Origin of the sequence: Blastococcus mobilis (assembly GCF_900188025.1) — a bacterium.
Lineage (GTDB): Bacteria > Actinomycetota > Actinomycetes > Mycobacteriales > Geodermatophilaceae > Blastococcus_B > Blastococcus_B mobilis.
Genome location: NZ_FZNO01000040.1, coordinates 1 through 22,270 on the forward strand (window position 1 = coordinate 1; position 22,270 = coordinate 22,270).

The following is a 22,270-nucleotide window of genomic DNA, read 5'->3' on the forward strand; positions in this document are numbered from 1 at the left end:
CCAGCCGGGCCCACTCCACATCAGTCAGATCGTGACGATCGCGCACACACCAGGCCTACCGAACCCGCCGGTCAAGATCGGTGAGACACGCCCTAGTGCACTGTAAGCACGCCGCACCTGGGCAAGGCTGGCATCTCGACTCCCGACGGTCGCCTCGTCCTCGTCGACGTCAGACAGGCCTTAGCGGCGACCGTCCCGGCGCCTCCGCCGAGCCAGGACCGGCACCGGTCGATCAGGTGACGTCGGCGATCCGCGTGTCCGGGTGGAAGGCGGCCCAGGCGAACCAGAAGGTGTCCAGGAACTCCACCGGTTCCAGGCGGGCGCCGGCGAGCGGGCCGTCGATCGCCTCACCCAGGACGTTCCACCGGCTCCCGGTCGCCTCGTCGACGAAGTTCTGGCCGTCCCGGGTGAACTGCAGCCGCTGCCCGTCCACGACGGGGTCGAACGCGCCGGTGGCCCCGACGGGGCGGCCCTCCTCCAGCCGGCGTCGGTCGAGAGGGGAGCGCAGGCCTTCCGCCGCCCAGACCACGACGGGAACCCCGCGCACCATGAGCTCCAGCACCCCGGCATCCACCAGGTCGGACAGCGGCACGGCGACCGGGTCCGCGGACTCGCCGAGAGCGACCACCCTCGTCATGGGGGGCATGCGCGGATCGGGCTCACCTTCGAAGAGGAACGGGGTCCCGTCCGGGGAGTCATAGCCGCCATAGGGGTTGGTCCCGTAGTCACGCCGCGCGCCGGTGTCCCGGCTGAGGACCCAGCCGTCCGGGTTTGCCCCCCGCCACTGCGCCCAGGTCACCGTCTGTACGGGGACCCGAACCAGCTTGGCCCCGGTGAGCACCCCGGCGATCGCCCGCCCCTCGATCTGGGAGAACAGGGACTCCGTCTGGCGGTCGTACATCACCAGGTCGGAGTGGTACAGCAGGCCGGACGTGCCGAACGTGAGCAACCGATCGCCGAGCCTCCGGTCGAAGGCGAGCGCGGAGTTGCACAGCGGGCAGTAGGTGACGGCGACGGGCCGGCCGTCGATGGTGTCGTTGACGATCTCGTGCCAGATCAGGATCCGCACGGGGTAGGCCCGGGCCGGCTCGCCGATGGCCGGGGCGAGCACGGGCTCGTCGGGGGTCAGCCAGTCCACGTCCTCGGCGGCCTCGAAGCGAGGCTCGTCGATGGGCGGGATGCCGTCCGGCGGCGGGCCGCCGCTGATCACCGCAGCTGGGTCGACGAGAGGGTCGGGGAGGTCGGGGTTGTCGATGCGGTCCAGCGCCGAGAGGACGTCCTCCTCCTCGGGAGAGCCGCTGACCTCCTCCAGCACGACCGAGTCAGCGGCGGGCGCGCTGGCCTGCGCTCGGTCCCCGGCCACCCGGTCGGCCGCCGGCTCCCCGCCGCAGGCGCCGAGCAGCAGGACCGCCGCGGCCCCGAGGGCCGTCCACCGCGCGCTCACGGCTGCAGTTCCCGGGTCCGCCGGTACTGGCGGCGCAGCAGCACGGTCAGGGAAACCGCGGTGACCAGTCCCAGTCCCGCGAGCCCGCCGGCACCCAGGCCGGCCACCCAACGGGCGAGCGCGCCCTGCACGGTGACCGCCGCTGCGACCACCGGATCGTCGGTCGCCCTACCGGAGAGCACCCGGAGCTCGAACCAGCCGTACCAGGCGACGTAGCCGCCTGCCGCGATCAGCAGAGCTCCACTTCCACGGCTCATCAACGCTCCCACCCGCCGCATCCTCCGCACCAGCGACCGCCGCGTCAGCGCGACCGCGAGGGAAAGAGCGAGGACCACGATCCCCATCCCCAGCGCGTAGACCAAGAAGACGACGGCAACGGCGAGCGGTCCTCCCGCGCGCAACGAGCCCGCGGTCACCGCGAGGAACGGCGCCAGCGTGCACGACAGCGAGGCCAGCGCGAAGGAGACGCCGAAACCGACCTGCGAGCCCCAGCTCTCCGTGGGCGGCCGGCCCCGCCCGGCCGATCCGGGCAGGGCAAGGCGGTGTCCGGCCAGCAGCCATGCCCCGAGCAGCAGGAGGACGACGCCGACGACCACCGTGAGCACGGGCAGGTGGCGGTGCAGGGACGCGGCCAGCGGAGCAACGAGGAGACCCACCAGCCCGAAGACCGCGACGAAGCCCGCCGCCATCCCGGTCGTGAAGCGGATCGCGCGCCACGCTGCCTCCTTCTTGACGGTGCCCGGTCCGTTCACCAGCAGCCCTAGATAGGCGGGCACCAGCGCGAAACCGCACGGATTGAACGCGGCCACGGCCCCGGCGACGAAGGCCATTGCGAATAGGGCCGGGTCCATGTCAGCTTCCCGAGGCCAGGTCGTCGAGGACAGCTCGGAGTTCCGCCTCGCCGAGGGAGCCGGCGAAGGTCTCGACGTCTTCTGAAGGGTCGACGAACACGAACGCCGGCTGGGACACGATCCCGAAGCGGCTCCACAGCTCACCGTCCTCGTCGACGAGGTGGGTGAGGGAGCCGGTCCCGGTGTCGGCCACGAACGCCTCCATCGAGGTGCGATCCCCGCGCCCGGCCACCCCGATCACCTCGACCCGCCCCGTGTACTCGGCGGCCACCTCGGCGACCTCTGGAGCCTCCGCCCGGCAGATGGTGCACCACGGCGCCCAAAACCACAGAGCTGCGGGACGGCCCGCCAGCCGGCTCCAGGAGAACGGCTGCCCGTCGAGCGTCTGGCTCTCCAGGGCGTCAGCCCCGACGGCCGCCGGGCCGGCACCCGGCGCACTCTGTGCGTCAGGAGGGGCTGCCCCGGCCGAGGTTACGGTGGGTCCGGCGCTCGGCGAGCAGGCGGTCAGCACGACCACCGCCACGACCACCGCCGGACCGAGCAGGCGGCGACGGACGGACGCTCGTGCCCGCCCGTCAACGGCCATGATCGGTAGCCCCCTCCAGGTCCTGCGCGGATTCCTCGTCCCAGGCCGCGAGCAGTTCCTCGGCCGAGGGGTTGCCCAGCCAGCGGACTCGCCCCCCGAGCACGTAGGCCGGCGTGCCGACCACGTCTGCCCGGCCGGCCCCGGGGGCCAGGCGATCCAGATCGATCACCTCGACCGCGCCCCCCGAGTGGAGCCGGCGGAGCTGGGCGACCAGCTCCCGGGTCCGCAGGCAGCTCGGGCAACCCGCGCTGACGTAGACCTGCAGCTGCGGAGCCCGGCCGAACGCGGTGGTCTGCCTGCGCGCGCCCTCCCGCGCGGCTGGCACCTGGGCCCTCAGGCCGGTCGGCGGCGCAGCATCGCGCCCGCGACGAGGCCCAGCACCAGCCCGAAGATCACGTGGCCGAGCAGGCTCATGAGCGCCATGTCGTCGATGGCGAAGAGCGGCATCCCGAGGAACGCGGGCATCAGCAGCAGCGGCCCGACGACCCACAGGAGCACGCCGTACACGGCGCCGAGAAGCACGGCCCCGCCGAGGCCACGCAGCAAGCCACCGAGCAACACGGCGAACGCCGCGCCGAAGAAGGCGGAGATCGCCAGGTGGACCACCCACCCGACCGCTGCCGAGCTGCTCGCCACCAGCTGGGCGATCATCCCCATCATCCCCATGAACTGCATCATGGCGCCGAAGACCACTCCACCGGCGAGGCCACCGACTACCCCGGCAGTCACCCGCTGAATGAGGGCCGCCTGCCCCGCCCCGGCTGTCGTTCCAGCAGTCGTCGCGCGCATCGTCGTGCTCCTCTCCAGCGGGCGTCGGTCACCCGCTGGACCGGACGCTAGGGACGTGCGCTGCGCCGATCTGTGTGCCAGGACACACTTCAAGCATTCGGTGGGTGCGACAGTGAGCCCGACGGGCGGGTTTCTACGCCGGGCTGACGGGCGCGAAGAAGCGGTGGGAGGGGCGAGAAGCATCGTGACGGCCGAGGCCGGCAGAGCGTCCGTGCCATCCTCCAGGACGCCCGTCTTCTGCCTTTCGGAGGTCGAGGTCTTCCAGGACCTCAGCGAGCAGGAGATGGTTGACCTCGCCGCGCGCGCACCCATGCGGACGGTCGCCGCGGGGACCCTGCTCTGGTCACCCCACGAGCCGCAGAAGGTGCTGTTCATCGTCAAGGTCGGCTCGGTGCGCATCTACTGGATCTCACCGGAGGGGAGGCGCGTGACCTTGGCCGTGCTCGGCCCCGGAGCTCTGTTCGGGGAGATGGAGCTGATCGGCCAGCGCATGGGTGAGGGGTTCGCCGAGGCGCAGGAGCCCAGCGTGCTGTGCCTGATGAGCGAGTACGACGTTCGCACGATGCTCCTGTCCGACACCCGCATCGTGACCCGCATCGTCACCGGGCTGGGCCGGAGGCTCGCCGAGGTGGAGCAACGGCTCGCCGACACCGTCCTGAAGACCGCGCCGCAGCGGGTGGCCGCAGTCCTCTGCCGCCTGGCCGCTGCGGCACGGGAGTCCGGGCTCTTCGCGCAGCGGGGGCCCCACATCCGGCTGACGCACGAGCAGTTGGCCGAACTGGTGGGCACCACTCGGGAGACAGCAACGAAGCTCCTGGGTGAGCTACGGGGGGCCGGTCTCGTCACGCTCCGCCGGGGCGGAATCGTCGTCCTGGACGTGGAGGGGCTGCGAGCCGTCGCCGAGCACTGGGATTACGGGCGCCCTCGCCGATCGAGACACGGAGGGGATTGAGGCGCAGGGTTATCGCGCCCATGCACGGGGACTGCTTCTTCCGCTATCCGACTTCGTATCCCGTCGTGGATGCCATCCGAGCATGGCCAGGTTCTACCCGAGTCCCCGAGTGCCGTTCTCGGAAGCGCGACCCGGTATGGGTCTCCGCAAGGCCCCGAACATGGAAGCGCCCCGGGTTCCTTACCTGCAGGGATCCCGGGGCGGTGCGGTGTCCGAGGCGGTGTTTGAGTTCAGGACATCGTGCAGAGCTGTCGCGGGACATCCTTCACAGGCCCTGTCAGATGGTCTGTGTAAGAGCTCGGGATTACGAGTCGGCCGCGGAGCGATGTCCTCGCGCCCTGCCGACGCATCATACTTGGCGAGGCCTCGGCGCCGCGAAGGGCTGCGTTTCTCCCCCCGCAGGAGATGTCGGTTCGGCGTGGCCGACAAGTGCATCGGGGTCGACATCCTCATCGCCATCCTCTGCGCTGACGGTCGCACTCCACTCGAACCTGCTCTGGCCGCCCCGTCCCGGAACGTGGGTGGGGCCGTCGACACGGAAGGTCGTCCAGTCCGGGGTGGACCCGATAGCGCCGGCCATGACGCGGAGTTGCCCACGGAGCTCGGCGCTCGCTTGCTCCCGGTCCTCGGTTGGAAGTGACGCAGCCGCCCTATAGAGCATCCAAGACTCCTCGTGGGCAAGGAACACGACCCCGCTTCGACTGTGACGTCATGTCTTCGTATGAGGTCCGACCATCGGATGACCTGACCTCCGGCAACACGCCGGCGGCGCTGGCTTACTACGCCGAGCGGAACGCCGCCGTCGCGGTCCGGTGGCCAACCTCGGGGCGGTCCTGCGCGGCGTCCGGTGACGCTAGGGCGTGTCCGACGACTTCCTCTGGAAGTGATGGAGCCGCCATTGATCCAGGAACTCATTCGTCAGGCTCCGAGAACGGCGCCCCGAACGACCAGCGCCAGGCCGACTGTCAACACCAACACCGCCGTGACCAGCGGCCCAGTCCGGGCGATTCGCCGCAGACGGTTCGATGAGCCGGTCACATTCAGCCGTCGGCTCAATCGGTCACGCATGTGAACGAGCGCCAGCCCGACAGCGGTCAGCGTGGTTGCCATGCCCAGCCCGTAGGCGACGACGAGAAAGACACCGAACACAGTCCGCCCCAGGCCGATCGAGGCGAGGAGGACGACGAGCGCGGAGGGGCTGGGCACCAGCCCGCCGGCGATGCCCATCCCGACGAGGCCGCCGTGGCCGGATCGGTGACCGTGAGCGTGCGGCGCGTGGGTGTGCCCGCCTGGGTGGTGGCTGTGCCGACCCGACCACCAGGCGCGCACGCCACCTTCAACGTGATCGTGGTTGTCCGCGTGCAAGTGGTCGTGATCATGCGGGTGGTCGTGATCGTGCGAGTGATCGTGACCGTGCGAGTGGTCGCGCGTCCGGACGTCCGTCGCACGGACGTGGGGACGGGTGCCCACTCCGGCGTTCACTCCGGCGCTCACGAGCGCGCCAACTCCGACGGCGAGCGGCACGTCCTCGACAACGGCGGCGTCGTCCGACCGGCGGTTGCGCACGGCTCCGCGGAGCATGAGGGCGCCGATCGATGCGACGAGCGCGCCGCTGACAACACCGAGCCACCGCAGCACCTGGTCACCGGCGAAGGAGCTCGACAACGAGACGGCCAGGCCCAGGACGAGTACCCCGACCGTGTGGGTGGCGGTGACCGTCGCCCCGACCAGGACAGCGTCCCGGGAATGGCCTCGCCGGCCGGCTAGGTACGCGGCCATGACGGTCTTGCCGTGGCCGGGCAGCAGCGCGTGGCCGCACCCGAGGAGGACGGCGAGGCCGACGGCGAGAGCGCCCACAAGCGGCGTCAGCCGGCCGTCGCCGATCATGGTCTGCAGGCGGCGGTCGAGGGCGGCCATCGCGGACCCGAACGGGTCGCTGGACGACGGGGCGACGGCGCTCGCGCCGGCAGCGGTGTTCTCGCCGGGCTCCGTCGCCACCTCCAAGGAGCGCACGTCGAGCGGCGAGGCGAGCAGGTCCTCGGGGTACGCGCGCAGCTCGTCGGTGGGACTCTCGACCGGGACCGGCGAGTCGAGCAGCCGGATCCCGTGCCCGTCGACCGTGATCTCGCGCCACCCCACCGGGCCGCTCAGGTACTCGTCGCGGAACGCGACCGTTGCCGGCGCACTCAGGTCCACCTCGGCTCGCAGCGCGCAGGTCAGCCGCATCGTCGGGAGGTTCGCCGCACCCGGTGGCAGTTCCATTCCCGTGGTCTCGACCGTCCACCCGACGGCCGCGCCGTCCACGGTCAGCCGCACCTCACGGGCCAGCACCGCGCACTCCGCGGCGGCGGCTTCGGCGAGCCGGTCCTCCGCCGGAGGACCGTCCGGTGCGATCTCCTGCAACGCCTGCGCGGCCGGGATCTCCGCGCGGTCGACCACCACGGTCAGCAGGACGGCGTCCGGGGTGAGCACCAGGCCGTCATGGTGGTTGACGGTGAAGTTGCCCAACGGGTGGGCCGACGCGGCGGCCGCCGGCACCAGGGCCAGCACGGCCGCGGCCGCGGCGACGATCGCGGCCCGGCCCCACCTCACGGTCGGCCCCCCAGTGACCGGAGCAGCTCCTCGGCCCGCGGCGCGTGCAGCGGGGAGAAGTATGGGTTGGTGTCCAGCGCCTCGCCCAGCGTCCGGCGGGCCTCGTCGTCCATCCCCAGCTGAGCTTCGATGACCCCCCGGTGGTAGAGGAACAGCCCGTTGCGCCCACCCAAGGCGGTGGCCGCACGGGCGTGCTCGAGAGCTTCGGCGTCCCGACCGGCGCTGTGCAGTGCCCAGGCGAGCGCATCGTGGGCGTCGACGTTCTGCCGCCGCGCGAACTCCGCTTGCCCGGCGGCCACGGCCGCGCCCGGATCCCCGTGGTCGGCCTCGAAGATCGCGACGCCGAGGTCGTCCCGGACACCGCCGGCAGCGAACAGCTGCCGCACGGTGTCCACGAGCGCGAACTGTTCCCGGGCCTCGTCACGCTGTCCGACGGCGAGCAGGAACTCGCCGTACTCGACGAGATGCTCGGGCAGGGGCTGGGTCTGGACCACCCGGCGGTAGGCGCGAGTCGCTGCCTCGACGTCGCCCCGGGCCGCGGCCACCCGCGCCTGCCCTCGGAGCAGCAGCGGGTCGTCCGGGGACTTCTTCCGGCCGGCCGTGAACCGCCGCTCGGCCTCGTCCAGGTCGCCCGTGGACCACGCCAGTTGACCGAGGTAGGTGTAGCAGAAAGCCTCTTCGGCGGGACCTCCCGCGACCTCCAGTGCCTGCTCCAGCGCGGAGACGGCGGTTGGGATGTCCCCGTGCAGCTCGGCGTCGTAGGAGGCGCGGGTGAAGGACGCAACACCCGGCTTGAGGTCGAGCATCCGGCGCAGGGCCTCGGTCGCCCCGGGATAATCGCCCAGCTGGGTGCGTGCATCGGTGAGGACGCCCCACGCCGTGGCGCTGTACGGATTGACCGCCAGTGCCCGTTCTGCCGACCGAGCCGCAGCGGAGAAGTCGTGCCGTGCGTTGGCCAGCGCCCCCAGGCCGGTGAGTGCCGCGTCGTTGCCTTCCGGACGCAGCCGCATCGACTCGGCCAGGGCGCCATCCGCCTTGTCGTAGTAGGACGGGTTCGCGGTCACCCGGGCCTGTTCGACGTAGGCCGCGCCGAGCGCCGCCCACGTCGCATGATCCCCTGGCACCTCCTCCAGCCGCTGCTGCGCGGACTCGATCGAGGCGGTCAGCCGATCCGCAGGAGGCGGCGCGGTCGCAGCGACGGGCACGGCGACTGCGGACCGGTCGACCACGGCCGTGTAGGCGCTCGCTATCGCCACGACGAGCAGCACGACGCCGACGACGACCGCGCTCACGGCGGTGCGGGTGCGCTGCATCAGACGTTGGGCAGGTCGCTGTCGGGAGCGCCCACGCCGACCGCCGCCCGATTCGCGCTCAGCTCGCGCGAACGGTCGAGATCCAGCCGGGCCCGCACGACGAGGTTCTCGGTGTAAGACCGCGCCTGCTCGTCGAAGCCGCCGGTGCACGTGATCAGCACCAACTCGGAGGCGGGAACCGCCCCGTAGACCTGTTGCGCCGGGAACTCGTCCTTGGCGAACCGCTGCGCTCCGGTCACCCGGAATGCCGCCACGCTGCTGTCGGCCCGCACGACCGCGATCAAGTCACCCTCCTTCAGTTCCCCGAGGCGGGCGAAGGCCGCCGGACCCGTGTAGTCGTCGACGTGGCCCGCGATGATCGCCGGTGGGCCCTGCGGATCACCCGGGTAGCTGCCCTTGGTGAACCACCCGGGCTTGCTGAAGTCGACCGGCACCTCGAGCGTCTTGTCCTTGTTGAGGCCCAGGCTGACCAGAGGGCTGCTGACGCCGATGGAGGGGATGTCGAGCTGCACGGGTTCGACGTGGGCCAGCGCCGTCGCCGTCTCCGTCTGATGCACCGGTTGCGCCGCCGGCGCTTGCGGGAGCGACGGCGCGACGGGCGGGTCGTCGCGGGCCGCGGGCTCCTCTGTGACTACCGGCGGCAGGACCGCCCGGCCCGCGGACGCGTCGGCCGAACGGTCCCCGACCGTAACGCCCACCAACAGCCCGAGCGCCAGGGCGGCGGCCGAGGGGAACACCCAACCGGGGAGCTCGCGACGGCCGCGCCGGTGGCGTCCACCGTGACCTGCTCGCTTCGGGCGCGGCTCCTCGCCGGTGCTCGGTGCGTGCTCGCTGTCGGTCATCGCTCTCCTGTCCTGCTCTTCCGGTCCTGCAGGTCCTGAGTGTTTCTGAGTGTCGGCCCCGGAGCCGGTCAGCGACCGGTTTCGAGGGCGTCCGGTCGGGGGGCGGGGCGTACGCCCCGCCCCCCCGACCGGCGGCGATCAGCCCTCCGTCGTGGTGGAGGACCGGCGCAGGTGGCGGCCATGCAGCAGCGAGCCCGCACCGGAAGCGACCAGCAGGAGCGCCGCCGACCCCGTGAGGGCGGGGACGACCGTGCTGTTCACGGATCCGCCGGCTGCGGCGGACCCCCCGGCTCCGGCGTCGACCCCACCGGAGGGCATCCCGCCGTCCTCGGTCCTGCCGGGTCCCTGGTTCACCGCATCACCGTGCGGCGCGGCGATGTACGGGAAGACGTCCATGAAGGCGACGTCGTTCTGGGCCACCCCGTCACCGCCCTGGAGCGCGTCGAAGGCGGCCTGCCGGTCCGCGGGGACGTTGGTGACGTCGAAGATCCCCTCGAGCGCGAGGATCTCGATGTCGACGACGTCGTCGCTGAGCCGCCGGCCGTTCGGGAAGCCCTGGATGTCGCCACCCACGACGCCGAGCCGGCTGGCCTCCGGCAACGGCTGCATGTTCAGCCCGGTCGGACCGGTGATCGCCATGTTGAGCCGCAGCATCTCCGACGGCACGAACTCCGCCGCGCCGGCGTTGATCGCCTGCGAGTTGAGGTCCACGTCGATCGGGTTCGGCGTGGCCGGGTCCCCATCGACGTCCACCCTGTCGTTGGTGACGACACCGGTGAGGAAGGTCTCGAAGATGTCGAACCGGGGACCCGCCGGAGCCGGGACGCCGTAGATGGCCTCGATCAACGCCGGGACCTCGGGCTGGAGCACCCGGTCGACGACGGCACCGCCGGCGGCGGCGGCGTCCTCGGCCGGCGGGATCGAGTTGAAGGCGTCCTTGAGCCCGGCCGGGACGACGACCTCGTTGACCAGCGGGTTCCCGAGTCGGGACACCTGGGTGAAGTCGTCGGCGCCGTCCGCCGCCGTGCCGTTGGCGTTGCGCAGCGTCGGACGCGTGGTGGTGCTCCAGACGCCGATCACCGGGTTGCCGGCGGCGTCCCCGTCGATGGCCACCTCGGTCTTCGGCACCTCGAGCACGATGCTGTTGACGTTGTAGCCGCCGAGGGTGTCCACACCCGTCTCCGACAGGTCGGCGCCGAAGAGCAGGTCGAACACCCGCAGGTCGACGAAGAACGGGTCCTCGGTCTGCGTCGTCAGCGTCCGGCCGCCACCCGCGACCTCGGTGATCGCCGGTGTCCGGAGGTTGTCGACGTAGTCCTGCGGCGTGCCCATGCTGGCCGGGCCGACGTAGGACGGCGCGACGGGACCCTGGGCGACCGGCTCGCCGAACGTCGCCCCGCCATCGGTGCTGACGTCGAGGGTGAAGGACTGCCGGAACAGCAGGTTCTCGTCATCGAGGGAGTCGACCGGGCCGTTGTTAAACAGGAACGTCTCCTGGCCCCGGAGGTCCTCCGTGGTGAACTGCCACCGGTAGATGTAGTCGGCGACGGCGTCGCCGTCGTTGTCGATGTTGATCAGGTACTCGGCGTCCTCGGCGAACGGGTAGAAGTTCGGCCCGCCGTTGGGCTCCTCGAAGGGGATCCAGTTGGCGATCAACGTGACGTTGTCCGGGTTCTCCGGGCTGGAGAAGGCGTAGACGTCGGTGTTGTCCACCGCTGGGTCGTTGAGAATCAGCGGTGCCTCCCGGTGGCTGGACGCACCGGCCAGCGTGGGCAGCAGCCCCACGACGGTCGAGCCGGCGAGCAGCCCTCCCGCGGCGAGCATCGCCGTGGCGCGTACGCCACGACTGCGAAGAAGAAGATCACGTTCGAGCACGGGCACCTCGTTTCCCAGCTCCACCCCCATTGGGTGAAGACGGCCGACACGACGTCGCAGTGAGCCGGCACGGGGAAGGCGCCGGACCTCCGGGGCCAACCCCTAAGCGGGGACAGTGGGGACGTCGTTCTGCTACGGGATTCGCAGTGAGGCTCATCACGGTTCACCCCGATCGGCGGAACAGGGGCTGTCAGCCGTGCGAGTGCGTGTCGCCCACCCTGCGTAACTCACACAACACGTAGATAGCCCTGTTGTGGTGCCGCTCGAGTAGCGAGAAACCAGGTGGGGTCCCGGCATCACGGCGTCGAGATCCTTGGCGGTATTGCCGGGGATGGCTTGGTGCGCATAGCCCCTGTCGGTCAGGCGCGCGAACATGCGGGCATGCGGGCACCGTCGGTGCAAATGGTCGCGCCCCGAGCCACCACTTCCCAGCGAATTCGATCATGTCTAGACCGCCCGGCTTGTCGGCCAGCTCCAAGCGGATCCTGCCGAGGCGACCGCGGTCGTCACGTTCGACCGCGATCGTGATCGGAGCCTTGTCGCTGGAAGGCCCACGCTTGCCGGTCGCTCGGCCGCCCAGGAAGCTCTGGTCAAGCTCCACCACCCCGCTGAGTAGCTCACGCTCGGGACGGACCATGGCGCGGCGCAATTTGTGCAGCCACGCCCACGCGGTTTCATATGAGCCGAAACCCAAGGCACCTTTCAATCCCTGGGCGGACACGCCATTCTTCTGCGAAGTGATGAACCACACCGCGGCAAACCAGGTCGACAACGGAGTGTGTCCCGCCTTCCCGGTCGGCCGGGCCCCCGACGAGGCCCGGCCCGCTCGCCGGCTGCGACTGTGGCGCGCCGGCAGCCCGCGCGTGGACACCGACGACCCGGAGCTGCGGATGGTCCTCCGGTAGAGCATGGAGGACCTCGGTGCCCTGCGGCTGTACGACCCCGACCATCCCGGAGAGGTGGCGGTCGCCGCGGGAGCTCCCTGGTTCATGGCGCTCTTCGGCCGCGACTCGTTGCTCAGCTCCTACATGGCGCTTCCGCTGGACCCCACCCTCGCCCTGGGCACGCTGCAGACGCTGGCTCGCATGCAGGGGCGGAACGCGGATCCGCGCACCGAGGAGCAACCCGGGCGGATCCTGCACGAGACCCGCCTCGGCGCCGACCTCCCCCTGGCGCGCGGGGGCAGCAACGTCTACTACGGCACGGTCGACGCCACCCCGCTCTTCGTCGCCCTCGTCGGGGAGTTGCGGCGGTGGAGCATCGCCACCGACCAGGTGGACGCGCTCCTGCCGGCTGCCGACCGGGCGCTGGCCTGGATCGAGCAGTACGGCGACCGCGACGGCGACGGCTTCGTGGAGTACGAGCGCAGCACCGAGGCCGGCCTGTTCAACCAGGGGTGGAAGGACTCGTGGGACGGCATCAACGCCGCTGACGGCACGATCCCACGGCCCCCGATCGCGCTCTGCGAGGTGCAGGCCTACGTCTACGCCGCGTACTCGGCGCGCTCGCACCTGTCCGCTGCGGCCGGCGACGAGGGTGGCGCGGAGCACTGGGCCGGGAAGGCCGAGGCGCTCAAGCGCTCGTTCAACGAGCGGTTCTGGCTGGCCGAACGGGGGTGGTTCGCCGTAGCCCTGGACGGCGACAAGCGCCCGGTGGACTCGCTGACCTCCAACATGGGGCACTGCCTGTGGTGCGGGATCGTCGACGAGGACAAGGCCGCGCGGGTCACTGCGCACCTGTCCTCGCCCGAGATGTTCACCGGATGGGGGGTGCGGACCCTGGCGTCCTCCATGGGCGCCTACAACCCGGTGAGCTACCACAACGGATCGGTGTGGCCGCACGACAGCGTCCTGGTGGCCACCGGCTTGATGCGCTACGGCTTCGTGGAGGAGGCCCAGCGCATCGCCTGCGGACTGCTGGACGCCGCCGTGGCCTTCGGGGGCCGATTGCCCGAGCTCTTCTGCGGTTTCGACCGGTCCGAGTATCCGGAGCCGGTGCCGTACCCGACCTCGTGCTCGCCGCAGGCGTGGGCCGCGGCCACTCCGATCCAGGCGGTCCGGCTGCTGCTGCGGCTGGAGCCCCGGACGGTGGGGGAGGTCTGGTTCGATCCCGCTTGGCCCGACCGTTACGGCGCGATCCGCATCCGCGACCTGCCGTTGGGCGGGCGCCGCGTCACGCTGACCGTCGACCAGGACGGCGGGAGGCTGGAGGGCCTGCCGGACGAGATCACCGTGGTCCGTCGCGCCCGTCCTCCATTCGGCCCGGTGCGGCTGCAGGAAACTCCGGTGGGAGGTGACCGGTGAAGGTCGTCGTCGTGGGCGCGACGGGCAACGTGGGGACGGCGGTCGTCCGGGCGCTCACGGCCGACGACAGGGTCTCGGAGATGGTCGGGATCGCCCGCCGGGCCCCCCGAGTGGGCGCCGCCCAAGACGACGTTTGTGACGGCAGACGTCGCCGGTGACGATCTGGTCCCGCACCTGCGGGGCGCCGACGCCGTCGTCCATCTCGCCTGGCTGTTCCAGCCGACACACCACCCCATGGTGACCTGGCAGGCCAACGTCGTCGGAAGTGCGCGGGTGTTCGCGGCCGCGGCGGATACAGGCGTCGGCGCGCTGGTGTACGCCTCGTCCGTCGGTGCCTACTCGCCAGGGCCCGGGCGGCGGGTGGACGAGTCGTGGCCCACGCACGGCGTCCCCCACTGCGGCATAAGGTCGGGAGAAGGCCTACGTGGAGCGCCTGCTGGACCGGTTCGAGGCCCAGCACCCGGACATCCGGGTGGTCCGGCTGCGCCCCGCGTTCATCTTCCAGCGGCCGGCCGCCACCGAGCAGCGGCGGATCTTCGCCGGGCCACTCCTCCCCGGCGGTCTGCTCCGTCCGGGCCGGCTACCGGTCGTCCCGTGGCCGCGGGGACTCCGGTTCCAGGCGCTGCACGCCGGCGACGTCGCCGAGGCGTACCGGCTGGCCGTCGTGGGAGACGGGCGCGGCGCCTACAACGTCGCCGCTGATCCGGTCATCGACGCCGAGTCCGTCAGCGACGTGCTCGGGACGCGGGTGCTCACGGTTCCGGGATCCGTCGTGCGCGTCGGACTCTCCGCCGCATGGCGACTGCACCTCGTCCCCGTCGAGCCGCGACTGCTCGACCTCGCGCTCCAGCTGCCACTTCTCGACCCACGAGGATCCGCACAGAACTCGGCTGGTCGCCGACCGTGGCCGGACGCGACGCACTGCTCGAGGCCCTGGAGGGGATGGCGGACGGGGCCGGCGGGCGGACTCCACCGCTCACGCCCGACTCGCCGGCGCGCCGGCTCCGCGAGGGGTCGACGGGCATCGGCGAGCGGTCGACCTGATCCCGCCGGCTCGGCCTGGCGCCCCAGGGATTGCCCGTCGGGTACGGGTGGGGACACCCGGCACGAGAGGCCGCAGGCTCCACCTCGTGGATCGGCCCACCGCCCGATGGACTCTCCACGACCTGCCGTCAACGTTCGGTGTCCGAGGGGCGACACGCTACATACGCACACGGCTGGCGGCGTGAGCCGGCTGACGGCGTCCCGCCCCGAGATCCGCGCCCGTGCCCACACCGCCGTACCAGGCAGCCAGCCGGGCGAAGCCCTCGTCGAGGCCGACCTCCGGCCGCCATCCGAGCTCGCTGCGGGTCCGCCGCTGGTCGAACCAGTGCGCCGTCGTCAGCTGCTCGGTGAGGAACCGGGTCAGGGGAGGGGTCGACCGTCGGCCGATCGCTGACCAGGTCCCCTCCACCACGGCGCCGGCCAGCCACGCCGCGTGCGCCGGCACCCGGCCCCGTGGTCCGGGCACGCCGGCTGCCGAGCACAGCCGTCGGAGGATCTCGTCCACCGTGCGCGGCTCACCGTTCGAGACCACGAGGGCCTCCCCGTGGACGCGCCCGCACGCGTCGACCCCTGCCACGAGGGCGGAAGCGGCGTTGTCGACGTACGTGGTGTCGATCAGTGCCGTGCCGGAGCCGATGAGCGGGAGACGACCGTTCGCGGCCCGCTCGACGATCCGCGCCACGAGTTGCTCGTCGCCGGGGCCCCACACCAGGTGCGGGCGAAGGACCAGCACCGCAAGGGCCGCCGAATCCGCGTCGAGTGCTTCCTGCTCGGCCACCGCCTTGGACCTCGAGTAGGCACCACGCGCCCGCGCTGGGTCGGCGGGGCCGGCCCCTGCCCCGATGAGAGGAGCCCCGGCGTGCGAGACCGAGGGGGAGGACACGTGCACCAGTCGCTCGACGCCCTCGGCGGAGCAGGCGGCGACGACGTTCCTCGTCCCCTGGATGTTGGCCCGCGCGTACTCCTCCCACTTCCCGGTCACGTCCACCTTCGCGGCGAGGTGGACGACGGCTTCCTGGCCCACGGCGGCTCGTGCCACCACGGAGGGGTCGGCGATGTCCCCGAGCACCTCGGAGCAGGGCAGGCCCGAGGGACGGCGCTGGAGGACCGTCACCTCGTCGCCCCGCGCGAGCAGACGCTGGGCGGTGACCCGGCCGAGCAGCCCACTCGCGCCGGTGACCAGGACCCTCACGGCGTCCCGCCGTTGCGGGTCGCCCATCGGACCGGTGTGCCGGAGAGCGTCCGGGTCGCCCGGCGCGCCAGTGCCGCGCGGTCCACCTTCGACTGGTGCCGGATGTCGACCGGCAGCGCCGTCGTCTCGAGGACGGCGGCGAGGCGGGTACCGGCCGCGGCACGGATCCGGTCGGCGAGCTCGACCGGCGCCACGGTCAGCCGTGTGGCGCCCGCTCCCACCCGGAGGCGCCGCCGCCGTTGTCCGTCGCCGGCACGGGGCACGACGACGGCGACGACCACCTGCGCGCCCTCCGGGCCGACGCCGACGACCGCCGCGGCGGAGACGGCGTCCAGGCGCTCGATCCGCTGCTCGGGGCCGACCGGGGTCACCGGTCCGTCCGCGGTGCTGATCACGTGCGCCAGCCGGCCCTCGATCCAGAGCCGCCCCTCGCCGTCCAGGTGCCCGACGTCCCCGGTGCGGTGCCATCCCCGGTCGCGGGAGTCGGCACGCTCGGTGGCCCACAGGACGTCGTAGCGGTCCTTCACGTGCGGACCGCGCACGCACACCTCGCCGAGGACATCGGCGGAACCCGTCAGCGGGCCGTCGGCGGCGCCTGATGAGGACAGCGGGCTGACGCGGACCTCGACGCCGGGCACCGGGCGGCCGACGCACACGCCGTTCCCCGGCCCGGCGACCTCGATGTCGTCCAGGGAGACGTCGGTGACCGGGAGCGCCTCGGTCATGCCGTACGGCGTGTGCGCTTCGGCCCGCGGGAAGGTCTCGCGGAGGATGCGCAGGAGCGGCGTCGGTACGGGCGCGCCGGCCGACATGAGCAGCCGGATCCGACGCAGCGCCGACCGCTGCTCCCCGGTCAGGCCCGCGGTGGTGGCGGCCACGCGGCGCAGGGCCGCCGGCGCCGCGAACACCACGGTGGCGTCCACCGCGGCCGCCGCGTCCGCCAGCTTCGCGGCGGTGAGCGTGCCGGGCGCCGTGACGTCGATGTCGGGGACGGACGAGGCGATGCCGAGCCCCGGTCCGAGGACGGAGAAGGGGGCGAACGCGGCCACCAGCGAGTCGTCGGGCGTGAGCCGGTAGGCGGCCCGGACCAGCTCCAGCTGGGCGCCGACCTGGCGTTGCGTGTAGACCACGCCCTTGGCCGGGCCGGTGGCCCCCGAGGTGAAGACCACCGCGCAGTCCGAGTCCGGTGGGGCCTCCGTCGGCGCGGCCGATGACCGGCCGAGGGCCTCGAGCGAGGCCAGGTCGTGTTCGGCGCCGAGCACCCGGCGCAGCCGGGCCGACGCCGGCCCGACCACGGTGCGTGTGCCGGGCAGGCCCATCGCCCGTGCGGCGGCCAGCCCGGCGGTGCTGCCGAGGACGTGGTCCGGCGTCGCACCGCGCAGGGCCCGCCGCATGCCCCGGAGGCCGAGGCCCTTGTCGGCGACCACGATGACGGCGCCCGCGCGCCAGGTGGCGTAGACCGCTGCCGTCAGATCGGCCGAGGGCTCCAGCAGGAGCGCCACCCGGTCACCCGGACCGACCCCGGCCGCGGCCAGGCCGGAGGCGAGGTCGGCGACCCGGCGGGCCAGCCGCGCCCAGGTGACCGAGCCCCCGCCGGTCTCCACGACCGCCGGGGAGTCGTCGTCCGAGCGGGCGGCCAGGGCCGCCCAGGGCCGGGCCGGCTCCGCCGACGTGCCGCGGCTGCCCGCGTCCGCGTGGTCCGGCGCGGCGAACGTGTCGGTCACCCAGGTGGCCACCGCCTCGGCGTACCCCGGCGCGTCCTCGGGGAGGAGGTGGGACGCGCCCTCGTAGCGGTGCACCGCGGCCTGGGGCAGGCGTTGCCGCAGGTCGGCCAGGTACTTCTCGCCGAAGACCGGATCGCGGGGTCCCCACAGGAGCAGGGCGGGGACGTCCAGCGTCCGGATGCCCTCGGCGATCGCCTCCTGTGCCGGGCGGGAGGGGTGGCCCGGCCGGAAGGGGATGTCGGCGACGAACTCGCCCACGGCCCGGCGCCGCGCGGGCGACGGGTAGGGCTGCGCGTAGGCCCGGCGGATCTCCCGGGGCAGCGGCGGCCACGACAAGGCCGTCGCCCCGCGGACGAACACCGAGCTGCTGACGGTGACGGCGGTGCGCACGCCCGGCGCGTGCGCCAGCCGGATGAGCGCGGGCCCCAGGTCGCCCTCGGGCATGGCGACGGCGGTGTTGGTGAGGACCACGCCCCGCACGTCCCGCCTGTGCTCGAGGGCCCAGCCGAGGGAGATGATCCCGCCCCAGTCGTGGGCGACCGTGACGACCGGGCCGGTGACGCCCAGCGCGGCCGTGAGGTGCCGGAGATCGGCCACCCGCTGGGCCAGGGTCCTCGGTGCGCCCGGCCGGTCGGACCAGCCCATGCCCAGCTGGTCGGGAGCGACGACGCGCCACCCTGGTGGGGCGGCTGCGACCATCCGACGCCAGAGGTAGGACCAGGTGGGGTTCCCGTGGACGCAGAGCAGGGTGCCGGCCGGGTCGGCGACACCGTTGTCGAGCACGTGCCAGCGGTGCTTCTCGCCGTCCGCATCGGGAACGGTGATCCAGCGCGACCAGGCCGGCTCCAGTCCCGGCAGCTCGACCGGTCCGCCGGCCGTCACCAGGCGATCTCGAGGCAGCAGGCGTTGAGGCCGGAGCCGATGCCCATCAGGAGCACGCGATCGCCGTCCGTGAGGGTGTCGGCCTGCCCCGCCAGCGTGTACGGCACCGACGCGGGGCCGAGGTTGCCGCGGGTGGGGAAGGTCGTCGGCACCCGTGCCCGGTCGATGCCGAACCGGTCGCACAGGGCCCCGGTGTGCACCTTGGAGACCTGGTGGATGACGTATCGGTCCATTCCCCGCGCCCAGTCGAACTCGCCCGCGGCGTCCGCCCAGAGATCGCTCGACAGTTCGAGGCCGGCGGCGAGAAGCCCTTTGAGGTCGGTCTGCATCCCGTCGTTGTCGCCGGTGCACAGCTGGTGGTGCTCGGTCCCGGCCCGGCTGACCGATCCGAGCAGCCGGTGGCCCTCCGGGTGCCGATCGGCCCGACCGAGCACCATGGCCACCGCGCCGGAGCCGAGCGTGAGGGTCGCGAAGTGCCCCATCACGTCCTTGGCCACGGTGTCCGGCCGGTTGAGCAGGTCGATCGTGCGCTCCTGCACGGGCCGTGCGTCCTCGCCGTTGACGATCAGCGCGTAGTCGACCATCCCGACGTCGATCATCGCGGCGGCCAGCTCCATGCCGTTGATGAAGCCCAGGCAGGCATTGGCCACGTCGAAGTTCTGGCAGGAGCTCGGCAGCCCGAGTGCGTCGTGCACCGCGACGGCCGTGGACGGTTCGAGGTGCTTGCGGCTGACCGATGTGTTGACCATCAGGCCGATGTGCGCCGGGTCGACGCCGCTCTCGCTGATCGCCTTGGCGCCCGCGGCGGCGGCGCCGTCGACGAAGGAGACCCCGTCGGCCCACCAGCGGCGCTCCGTGATGCCCGCGAGCCGCTCCAGCAGCCCGGGGCGCAGCCCGACGCGCTGGTAGGTGTCACCCAGCCGTTCGTCGAACGCTGCCGACGTGACGATGTGCGTCGCATCCACCGTCCGCACGGTCAGGATCGAAGTGTTGCCGAATCGGTGTGTGGCGTTGCCGGTCATCAGGTCCACTCGTGGGGTGCGGCCGCGGCCGCCGTCCTCGTGCGCGACCCTGGTCCGGCGCGTTTACCCGCCGGGGAGGCAGGTACACCGGGCCATCTCCGCCAACATCGCAGCCGGACGTGCCGGGGTGGTGGCGGTCTCGATCGGCTCTACGGTCGTGCGGTGTCCACATCGGTCGTCCTGAGCGTGACGCCCCGTGACCCCCTCGATCCCGATCGCTTCACGGGTGAGGTCCCGGCGGACATCGCGGCGGCCCTGGCGGCCGCTGGCCAGCCTCCGCCACCGGGACTGTGGTGTCCGCGCAACGGTCCGGTGAGGTTGCTGTTCCAGCTCAGTGGCCCTGACCGCGTGGCCGCAGGTCAGCGGCTGGTGGACGAGATGAGTTTCATGGAATACGAGGCCGACCTCTCGCTCTCGCCATAGCGCGGGGTCCGCGGCCTCGCCGCGCGGGACCGTCGTCCGACAATTCCGCCTGAGGCACGGGGGATGGCCTGACCCCAGAAGCAGGAGAACCCCCACCGGCCTGAAGACCGTGGGGGTTCAACTCGGTGTCCGAGGGGGGACTTGGGCACCGTGAAGTGGGAGCCGTCCCACCTGCTGCCTGCCCGGTGGGGGAGGAGCGCGGTGTACGCGGCTTCGTGGACATGGTCGGAACGTAGCGCGCTAGTCCGACATGCAAGATCGTCCTCAAAGGTCCGACCGTTTCAGTCGCCGTCGCCTGTGAGCCAGATCAGGAGCAGACTGGTTGACGTCACGCTGCCCCACAGCACCAGCCCCAGAACCATCGGCTTCGGGCCGGTGCGCCGCAGGGCTCGGACGTCGGTCGACAACCCGATCGCCGCCAGCGCCGTCGCAATCAAGAAGACGGCTGCCAGCCGGATCACCTCATGGCTGCGATCGGGCACCCAGCCCATCGAGTTCATGGCGACGACCATGACGAAGGCGATGAGGAACCACGGCACGAGCCCGACGAGCCGGCTCACGCGACCGCCCCGCCCGGCGGACTCAGCAACGCCCTCCCGGCAGCGGACGAGGACGGCGAGCCCGACCACGATGGGAATGATCATCAGACTGCGGACCAGCTTCACCACGACCGCGTGGTCTGCCGCGACCGAGCCGTAGCTGGCGGCGGCGGCCACGACGGAAGAGGTGTCGTTGACGGCCGTGCCGGCGAACAACCCGAACTGTTCCTGGCTCAGCTCCAGGAGGTGGCCCAGCGGGGGGAAGGCCAAGACCGCCAGCACGTTGAAGAGGAAGATCGTCGAGATGGCGTAGGTCGTGTCGGGGTCCTTGGCGCGGATGGTGGGCGTGACCGCGGCGATGGCCGAGGCACCGCAGATAGCCGTGCCGACGCCGATCAGTGTGCGCAGGTCACTGCCGATGTGCATGGCCCGGCCCAGGAGCACCGCGAGCAGCAGGCAGGGGGTCAAGGTGCCGAGCATGACCGGCAGCGAGGACAGCCCGACGTCGGCCACCTGCTGCAGGGAGAGCTGCGCTCCGAGCAGCACCACGGCGACCTGGAGGAGCGGACCTTTCGCCAGCCCGATGCCCCGATCGAGCGCCCCGCGCCAGCGGTTGGCGAGAGGGCTGAGCAGCACGCCGGCCGTGACCGCGAAGACCGGAGCGCCGAGCGTGGGCCACGCGGCGCCGGCGACGGAGGCGACGACGCCCAAAGCAACGGCCAGCGCGAGGCCGAGCGCCGGCCGCAGCCGGGCGGTCACGGGCGACGGTTCGCCAGATGACGTCGTCATAGCGCCCAACTTCCTGCCGCCCGGCACAGCGCGATCCCGGCCGATCGCTGACGGGCCGCGAGGCGGTCACGCACGGGACCGCCTCGCTGCAGGTCAGGCGCGAGGTTGCGGAGATCTGCTGCTGCTCGGTGGCCTGCCTGCTGCGCAGCCCTCACGTCGGTGCCCATGCCTTGGGCGCGAAGGGCTGCCTGCTCAGTTGCGGCCGGCCATGACGCCGCCGTCGACGTCCCAGACGGCGCCGGTGACCCAGGAGGCGGCGTCGGACAGTAGGAAGGCGACCGTGTTGGCGACGTCCTCGGCGGTGCCGGTTCGGCCGATCGGGTGGAAGCCGTCGAAGGAGTCGAGGGTGGCGTCCATCTCCTCCTTGGGGATGAACTCCTCATAGATGGGAGTCCGCACGACGGCCGGGGCGACGGCGTTGACGCGGATCCGGTGGCTGGCGAGCTCCAGGGCCAGGTGCTGGGTCAGCGAGTGCAGCCCGGCCTTGGCCATCGAGTACGCCGAGGACGGGGTGGCGGCGATGGCCTGGTGGGCCCACATCGAGCCGATGTTGACGAACGCTCCGGGACGCTGCTGGTCGATCAGGTTGGCGGCGACGGTCTGGGTCACGAAGAAGAAGGCGCGGTTGAGCGCCTCGTATCGGGTGTAGTCGCCGCGGTCGTGCTCGAGGAACGGCTTGGGGGCGAAGACGCCGGCGGCGTTGACGAGCAGGTCGACGGCGGGATGGGTCTCGGTCAGCTCCCGCCTGAACCGCTCGACGGCGGCATCGTCGGCGAGGTCGACGGCGATGCCGGCGAGGCGACCCTCGCCACCGAGGGCACCGAGCTCGGCCAGGGCGGCGTCGACGCTGTCGGGGGTGCGGCCGGTGATGACCGTGCTGCCGCCCCCGCGCAGCACCTGCGCGGCGATGGCCTTGCCCATGCCGCTGGTCCCGCCGATGACGAGCAGCTTGCGACCGGTGAAGTCGTTCATGAGTGGGTTCCTCTTGTTGTCGTGATGCGAGATGTCGAGCCCTGGGAGGGGACCGGGACGGGCCGGTGAGGGTTCAAGACCCCGGTGTCAGCAGTGCCACCCAGGACCGACAGCAACTAGGATACAAGCAGTATCC

The 22,270-nt window shown here is 72.1% G+C and carries 19 protein-coding genes and 2 pseudogenes; 6 read left to right on the forward strand and 15 right to left on the reverse strand.

All coding sequences use genetic code 11. From position 1 onward, the window contains the following. Positions 1–232: 232 nt before the first annotated feature. From CHB94_RS22620 to CHB94_RS22640, 5 genes are read right to left on the reverse strand one after another with little or no spacing between them, the layout of a single operon-like run. On the reverse strand, positions 233–1,444 hold the full coding sequence (locus tag CHB94_RS22620; protein ID WP_089338815.1) for a DUF3179 domain-containing protein: 1,212 nt from the start codon (positions 1,442–1,444) through the stop codon (positions 233–235). Next, positions 1,441–2,295, reverse strand: coding sequence for a cytochrome c biogenesis CcdA family protein (locus CHB94_RS22625; RefSeq protein ID WP_089338816.1), 855 nt, complete (start codon positions 2,293–2,295; stop codon positions 1,441–1,443). Before CHB94_RS22625 ends, CHB94_RS22620 begins: the two co-directional genes overlap by 4 nt. A gap of 1 nt (position 2,296) precedes the next feature. Continuing rightward, complete coding sequence (locus CHB94_RS22630) at positions 2,297–2,881, reverse strand: redoxin domain-containing protein (protein WP_089338817.1); 585 nt, start codon at positions 2,879–2,881, stop codon at positions 2,297–2,299. Then, positions 2,871–3,206 carry a thioredoxin family protein gene (locus CHB94_RS22635; RefSeq protein ID WP_217899448.1) on the reverse strand — a complete coding sequence of 112 codons (336 nt, stop codon included), beginning with the start codon at positions 3,204–3,206 and terminating at the stop codon, positions 2,871–2,873. The genes CHB94_RS22630 and CHB94_RS22635 overlap by 11 nt, the downstream gene beginning before the upstream one ends. Before the next feature lie 8 nt (positions 3,207–3,214). Beyond that, entirely contained in the window at positions 3,215–3,610 is a 396-nt protein-coding gene (locus tag CHB94_RS22640; protein ID WP_254920861.1) for a hypothetical protein, read from the reverse strand. A gap of 271 nt (positions 3,611–3,881) precedes the next feature. Here CHB94_RS22640 and CHB94_RS22645 point away from each other — a divergent pair, with 271 nt between their 5' ends. Then, positions 3,882–4,622 (forward strand): Crp/Fnr family transcriptional regulator, encoded by a 741-nt coding sequence (locus tag CHB94_RS22645; protein ID WP_217899449.1) that lies wholly within the window; start codon positions 3,882–3,884, stop codon positions 4,620–4,622. Between the two features lie 918 nt (positions 4,623–5,540). On the opposite strand, the gene CHB94_RS22655 is transcribed toward CHB94_RS22645, so the two are convergent. The 5 genes and pseudogenes from CHB94_RS22655 to CHB94_RS24705 form a co-directional block, all read right to left on the reverse strand. Further along, complete coding sequence (locus CHB94_RS22655) at positions 5,541–7,214, reverse strand: nickel/cobalt transporter (RefSeq protein ID WP_217899450.1); 1,674 nt, start codon at positions 7,212–7,214, stop codon at positions 5,541–5,543. Then, positions 7,211–8,527 carry a tetratricopeptide repeat protein gene (locus CHB94_RS22660; RefSeq protein ID WP_089338820.1) on the reverse strand — a complete coding sequence of 439 codons (1,317 nt, stop codon included), beginning with the start codon at positions 8,525–8,527 and terminating at the stop codon, positions 7,211–7,213. The genes CHB94_RS22655 and CHB94_RS22660 overlap by 4 nt, the downstream gene beginning before the upstream one ends. Continuing rightward, positions 8,527–9,084: a class F sortase gene (locus CHB94_RS22665; protein WP_217899451.1), complete on the reverse strand. Its 558-nt coding sequence runs from the start codon at positions 9,082–9,084 to the stop codon at positions 8,527–8,529. The genes CHB94_RS22660 and CHB94_RS22665 overlap by 1 nt, the downstream gene beginning before the upstream one ends. Before the next feature lie 423 nt (positions 9,085–9,507). Next, the gene (locus CHB94_RS22670; RefSeq protein ID WP_217899452.1) at positions 9,508–11,268 is read right to left on the reverse strand and encodes a DUF4331 domain-containing protein; all 1,761 of its coding nucleotides are present in this window, start codon (positions 11,266–11,268) and stop codon (positions 9,508–9,510) included. 448 nt (positions 11,269–11,716) lie between these two features. Continuing rightward, positions 11,717–12,025: pseudogene (locus tag CHB94_RS24705) on the reverse strand (IS1595 family transposase); the annotation flags it as partial. On the opposite strand from CHB94_RS24705, the gene CHB94_RS25450 reads away from it, so the two are divergent. The 4 genes and pseudogenes from CHB94_RS25450 to CHB94_RS25850 all read left to right on the forward strand — a co-directional run bounded on the left by CHB94_RS25450 (position 11,985) and on the right by CHB94_RS25850 (position 14,591). Beyond that, positions 11,985–12,149, forward strand: a complete 165-nt coding sequence (locus tag CHB94_RS25450; RefSeq protein ID WP_176445700.1) for a hypothetical protein — start codon at positions 11,985–11,987, stop codon at positions 12,147–12,149. The pseudogene CHB94_RS24705 and the gene CHB94_RS25450 overlap by 41 nt on opposite strands. A 3-nt stretch (positions 12,150–12,152) precedes the next feature. After that, a complete protein-coding gene (locus tag CHB94_RS22675) occupies positions 12,153–13,547 on the forward strand; it encodes an amylo-alpha-1,6-glucosidase (RefSeq protein ID WP_176445701.1) in 1,395 nt (464 codons plus the stop codon). A 108-nt stretch (positions 13,548–13,655) separates the two neighbouring features. Then, positions 13,656–14,249, forward strand: a pseudogene (locus tag CHB94_RS26855) (NAD-dependent epimerase/dehydratase family protein); the annotation flags it as partial. 201 nt (positions 14,250–14,450) lie between these two features. Next, positions 14,451–14,591, forward strand: coding sequence for a hypothetical protein (locus tag CHB94_RS25850; RefSeq protein ID WP_217899455.1), 141 nt, complete (start codon positions 14,451–14,453; stop codon positions 14,589–14,591). Positions 14,592–14,748: 157 nt separating this feature from the next. Here CHB94_RS25850 and CHB94_RS22685 read toward each other — a convergent pair whose 3' ends face one another. Genes CHB94_RS22685 through CHB94_RS22695 form a run of 3 tightly spaced genes read right to left on the reverse strand, consistent with a single transcriptional unit; the run spans position 14,749 to position 19,354 of the window. Next, the gene (locus CHB94_RS22685) at positions 14,749–15,810 is read right to left on the reverse strand and encodes an NAD-dependent epimerase/dehydratase family protein (RefSeq protein ID WP_089338823.1); all 1,062 of its coding nucleotides are present in this window, start codon (positions 15,808–15,810) and stop codon (positions 14,749–14,751) included. Then, positions 15,780–18,389 (reverse strand): alpha/beta fold hydrolase, encoded by a 2,610-nt coding sequence (locus CHB94_RS22690; RefSeq protein ID WP_254920862.1) that lies wholly within the window; start codon positions 18,387–18,389, stop codon positions 15,780–15,782. Before CHB94_RS22690 ends, CHB94_RS22685 begins: the two co-directional genes overlap by 31 nt. Next, entirely contained in the window at positions 18,386–19,354 is a 969-nt protein-coding gene (locus CHB94_RS22695; RefSeq protein WP_254920863.1) for a 3-oxoacyl-ACP synthase III, read from the reverse strand. Before CHB94_RS22695 ends, CHB94_RS22690 begins: the two co-directional genes overlap by 4 nt. A gap of 219 nt (positions 19,355–19,573) precedes the next feature. Between CHB94_RS22695 and CHB94_RS22700 the strand changes: the two genes are divergently transcribed. Beyond that, entirely contained in the window at positions 19,574–19,834 is a 261-nt protein-coding gene (locus CHB94_RS22700) for a hypothetical protein (protein WP_089338824.1), read from the forward strand. A 281-nt stretch (positions 19,835–20,115) separates the two neighbouring features. Here CHB94_RS22700 and CHB94_RS22705 read toward each other — a convergent pair whose 3' ends face one another. Both CHB94_RS22705 and CHB94_RS22710 read right to left on the reverse strand, forming a co-directional pair. Beyond that, a complete protein-coding gene (locus CHB94_RS22705; protein ID WP_089338825.1) occupies positions 20,116–21,162 on the reverse strand; it encodes a YeiH family protein in 1,047 nt (348 codons plus the stop codon). A 192-nt stretch (positions 21,163–21,354) separates the two neighbouring features. Then, positions 21,355–22,134, reverse strand: a complete 780-nt coding sequence (locus CHB94_RS22710) for an SDR family NAD(P)-dependent oxidoreductase (RefSeq protein ID WP_089338826.1) — start codon at positions 22,132–22,134, stop codon at positions 21,355–21,357. Positions 22,135–22,270 lie beyond the last annotated feature (136 nt).

Bases quoted from the DNA above. Each gene is read 5' to 3' on its own strand.
- CHB94_RS22685 (WP_089338823.1), bottom strand. From the start codon at position 15,810: ATGGGCGACCCGCAACGGCGGGACGCCGTGAGGGTCCTGGTCACCGGC.
- CHB94_RS22710 (WP_089338826.1), bottom strand. From the start codon at position 22,134: ATGAACGACTTCACCGGTCGCAAGCTGCTCGTCATCGGCGGGACCAGC.
- CHB94_RS22630 (WP_089338817.1), bottom strand. From the start codon at position 2,881: ATGGCCGTTGACGGGCGGGCACGAGCGTCCGTCCGTCGCCGCCTGCTC.
- CHB94_RS25450 (WP_176445700.1), top strand. From the start codon at position 11,985: ATGAACCACACCGCGGCAAACCAGGTCGACAACGGAGTGTGTCCCGCC.
- CHB94_RS22625 (WP_089338816.1), bottom strand. From the start codon at position 2,295: ATGGACCCGGCCCTATTCGCAATGGCCTTCGTCGCCGGGGCCGTGGCC.
- CHB94_RS22675 (WP_176445701.1), top strand. From the start codon at position 12,153: ATGGAGGACCTCGGTGCCCTGCGGCTGTACGACCCCGACCATCCCGGA.
- CHB94_RS22660 (WP_089338820.1), bottom strand. From the start codon at position 8,527: ATGCAGCGCACCCGCACCGCCGTGAGCGCGGTCGTCGTCGGCGTCGTG.
- CHB94_RS22705 (WP_089338825.1), bottom strand. From the start codon at position 21,162: ATGACGACGTCATCTGGCGAACCGTCGCCCGTGACCGCCCGGCTGCGG.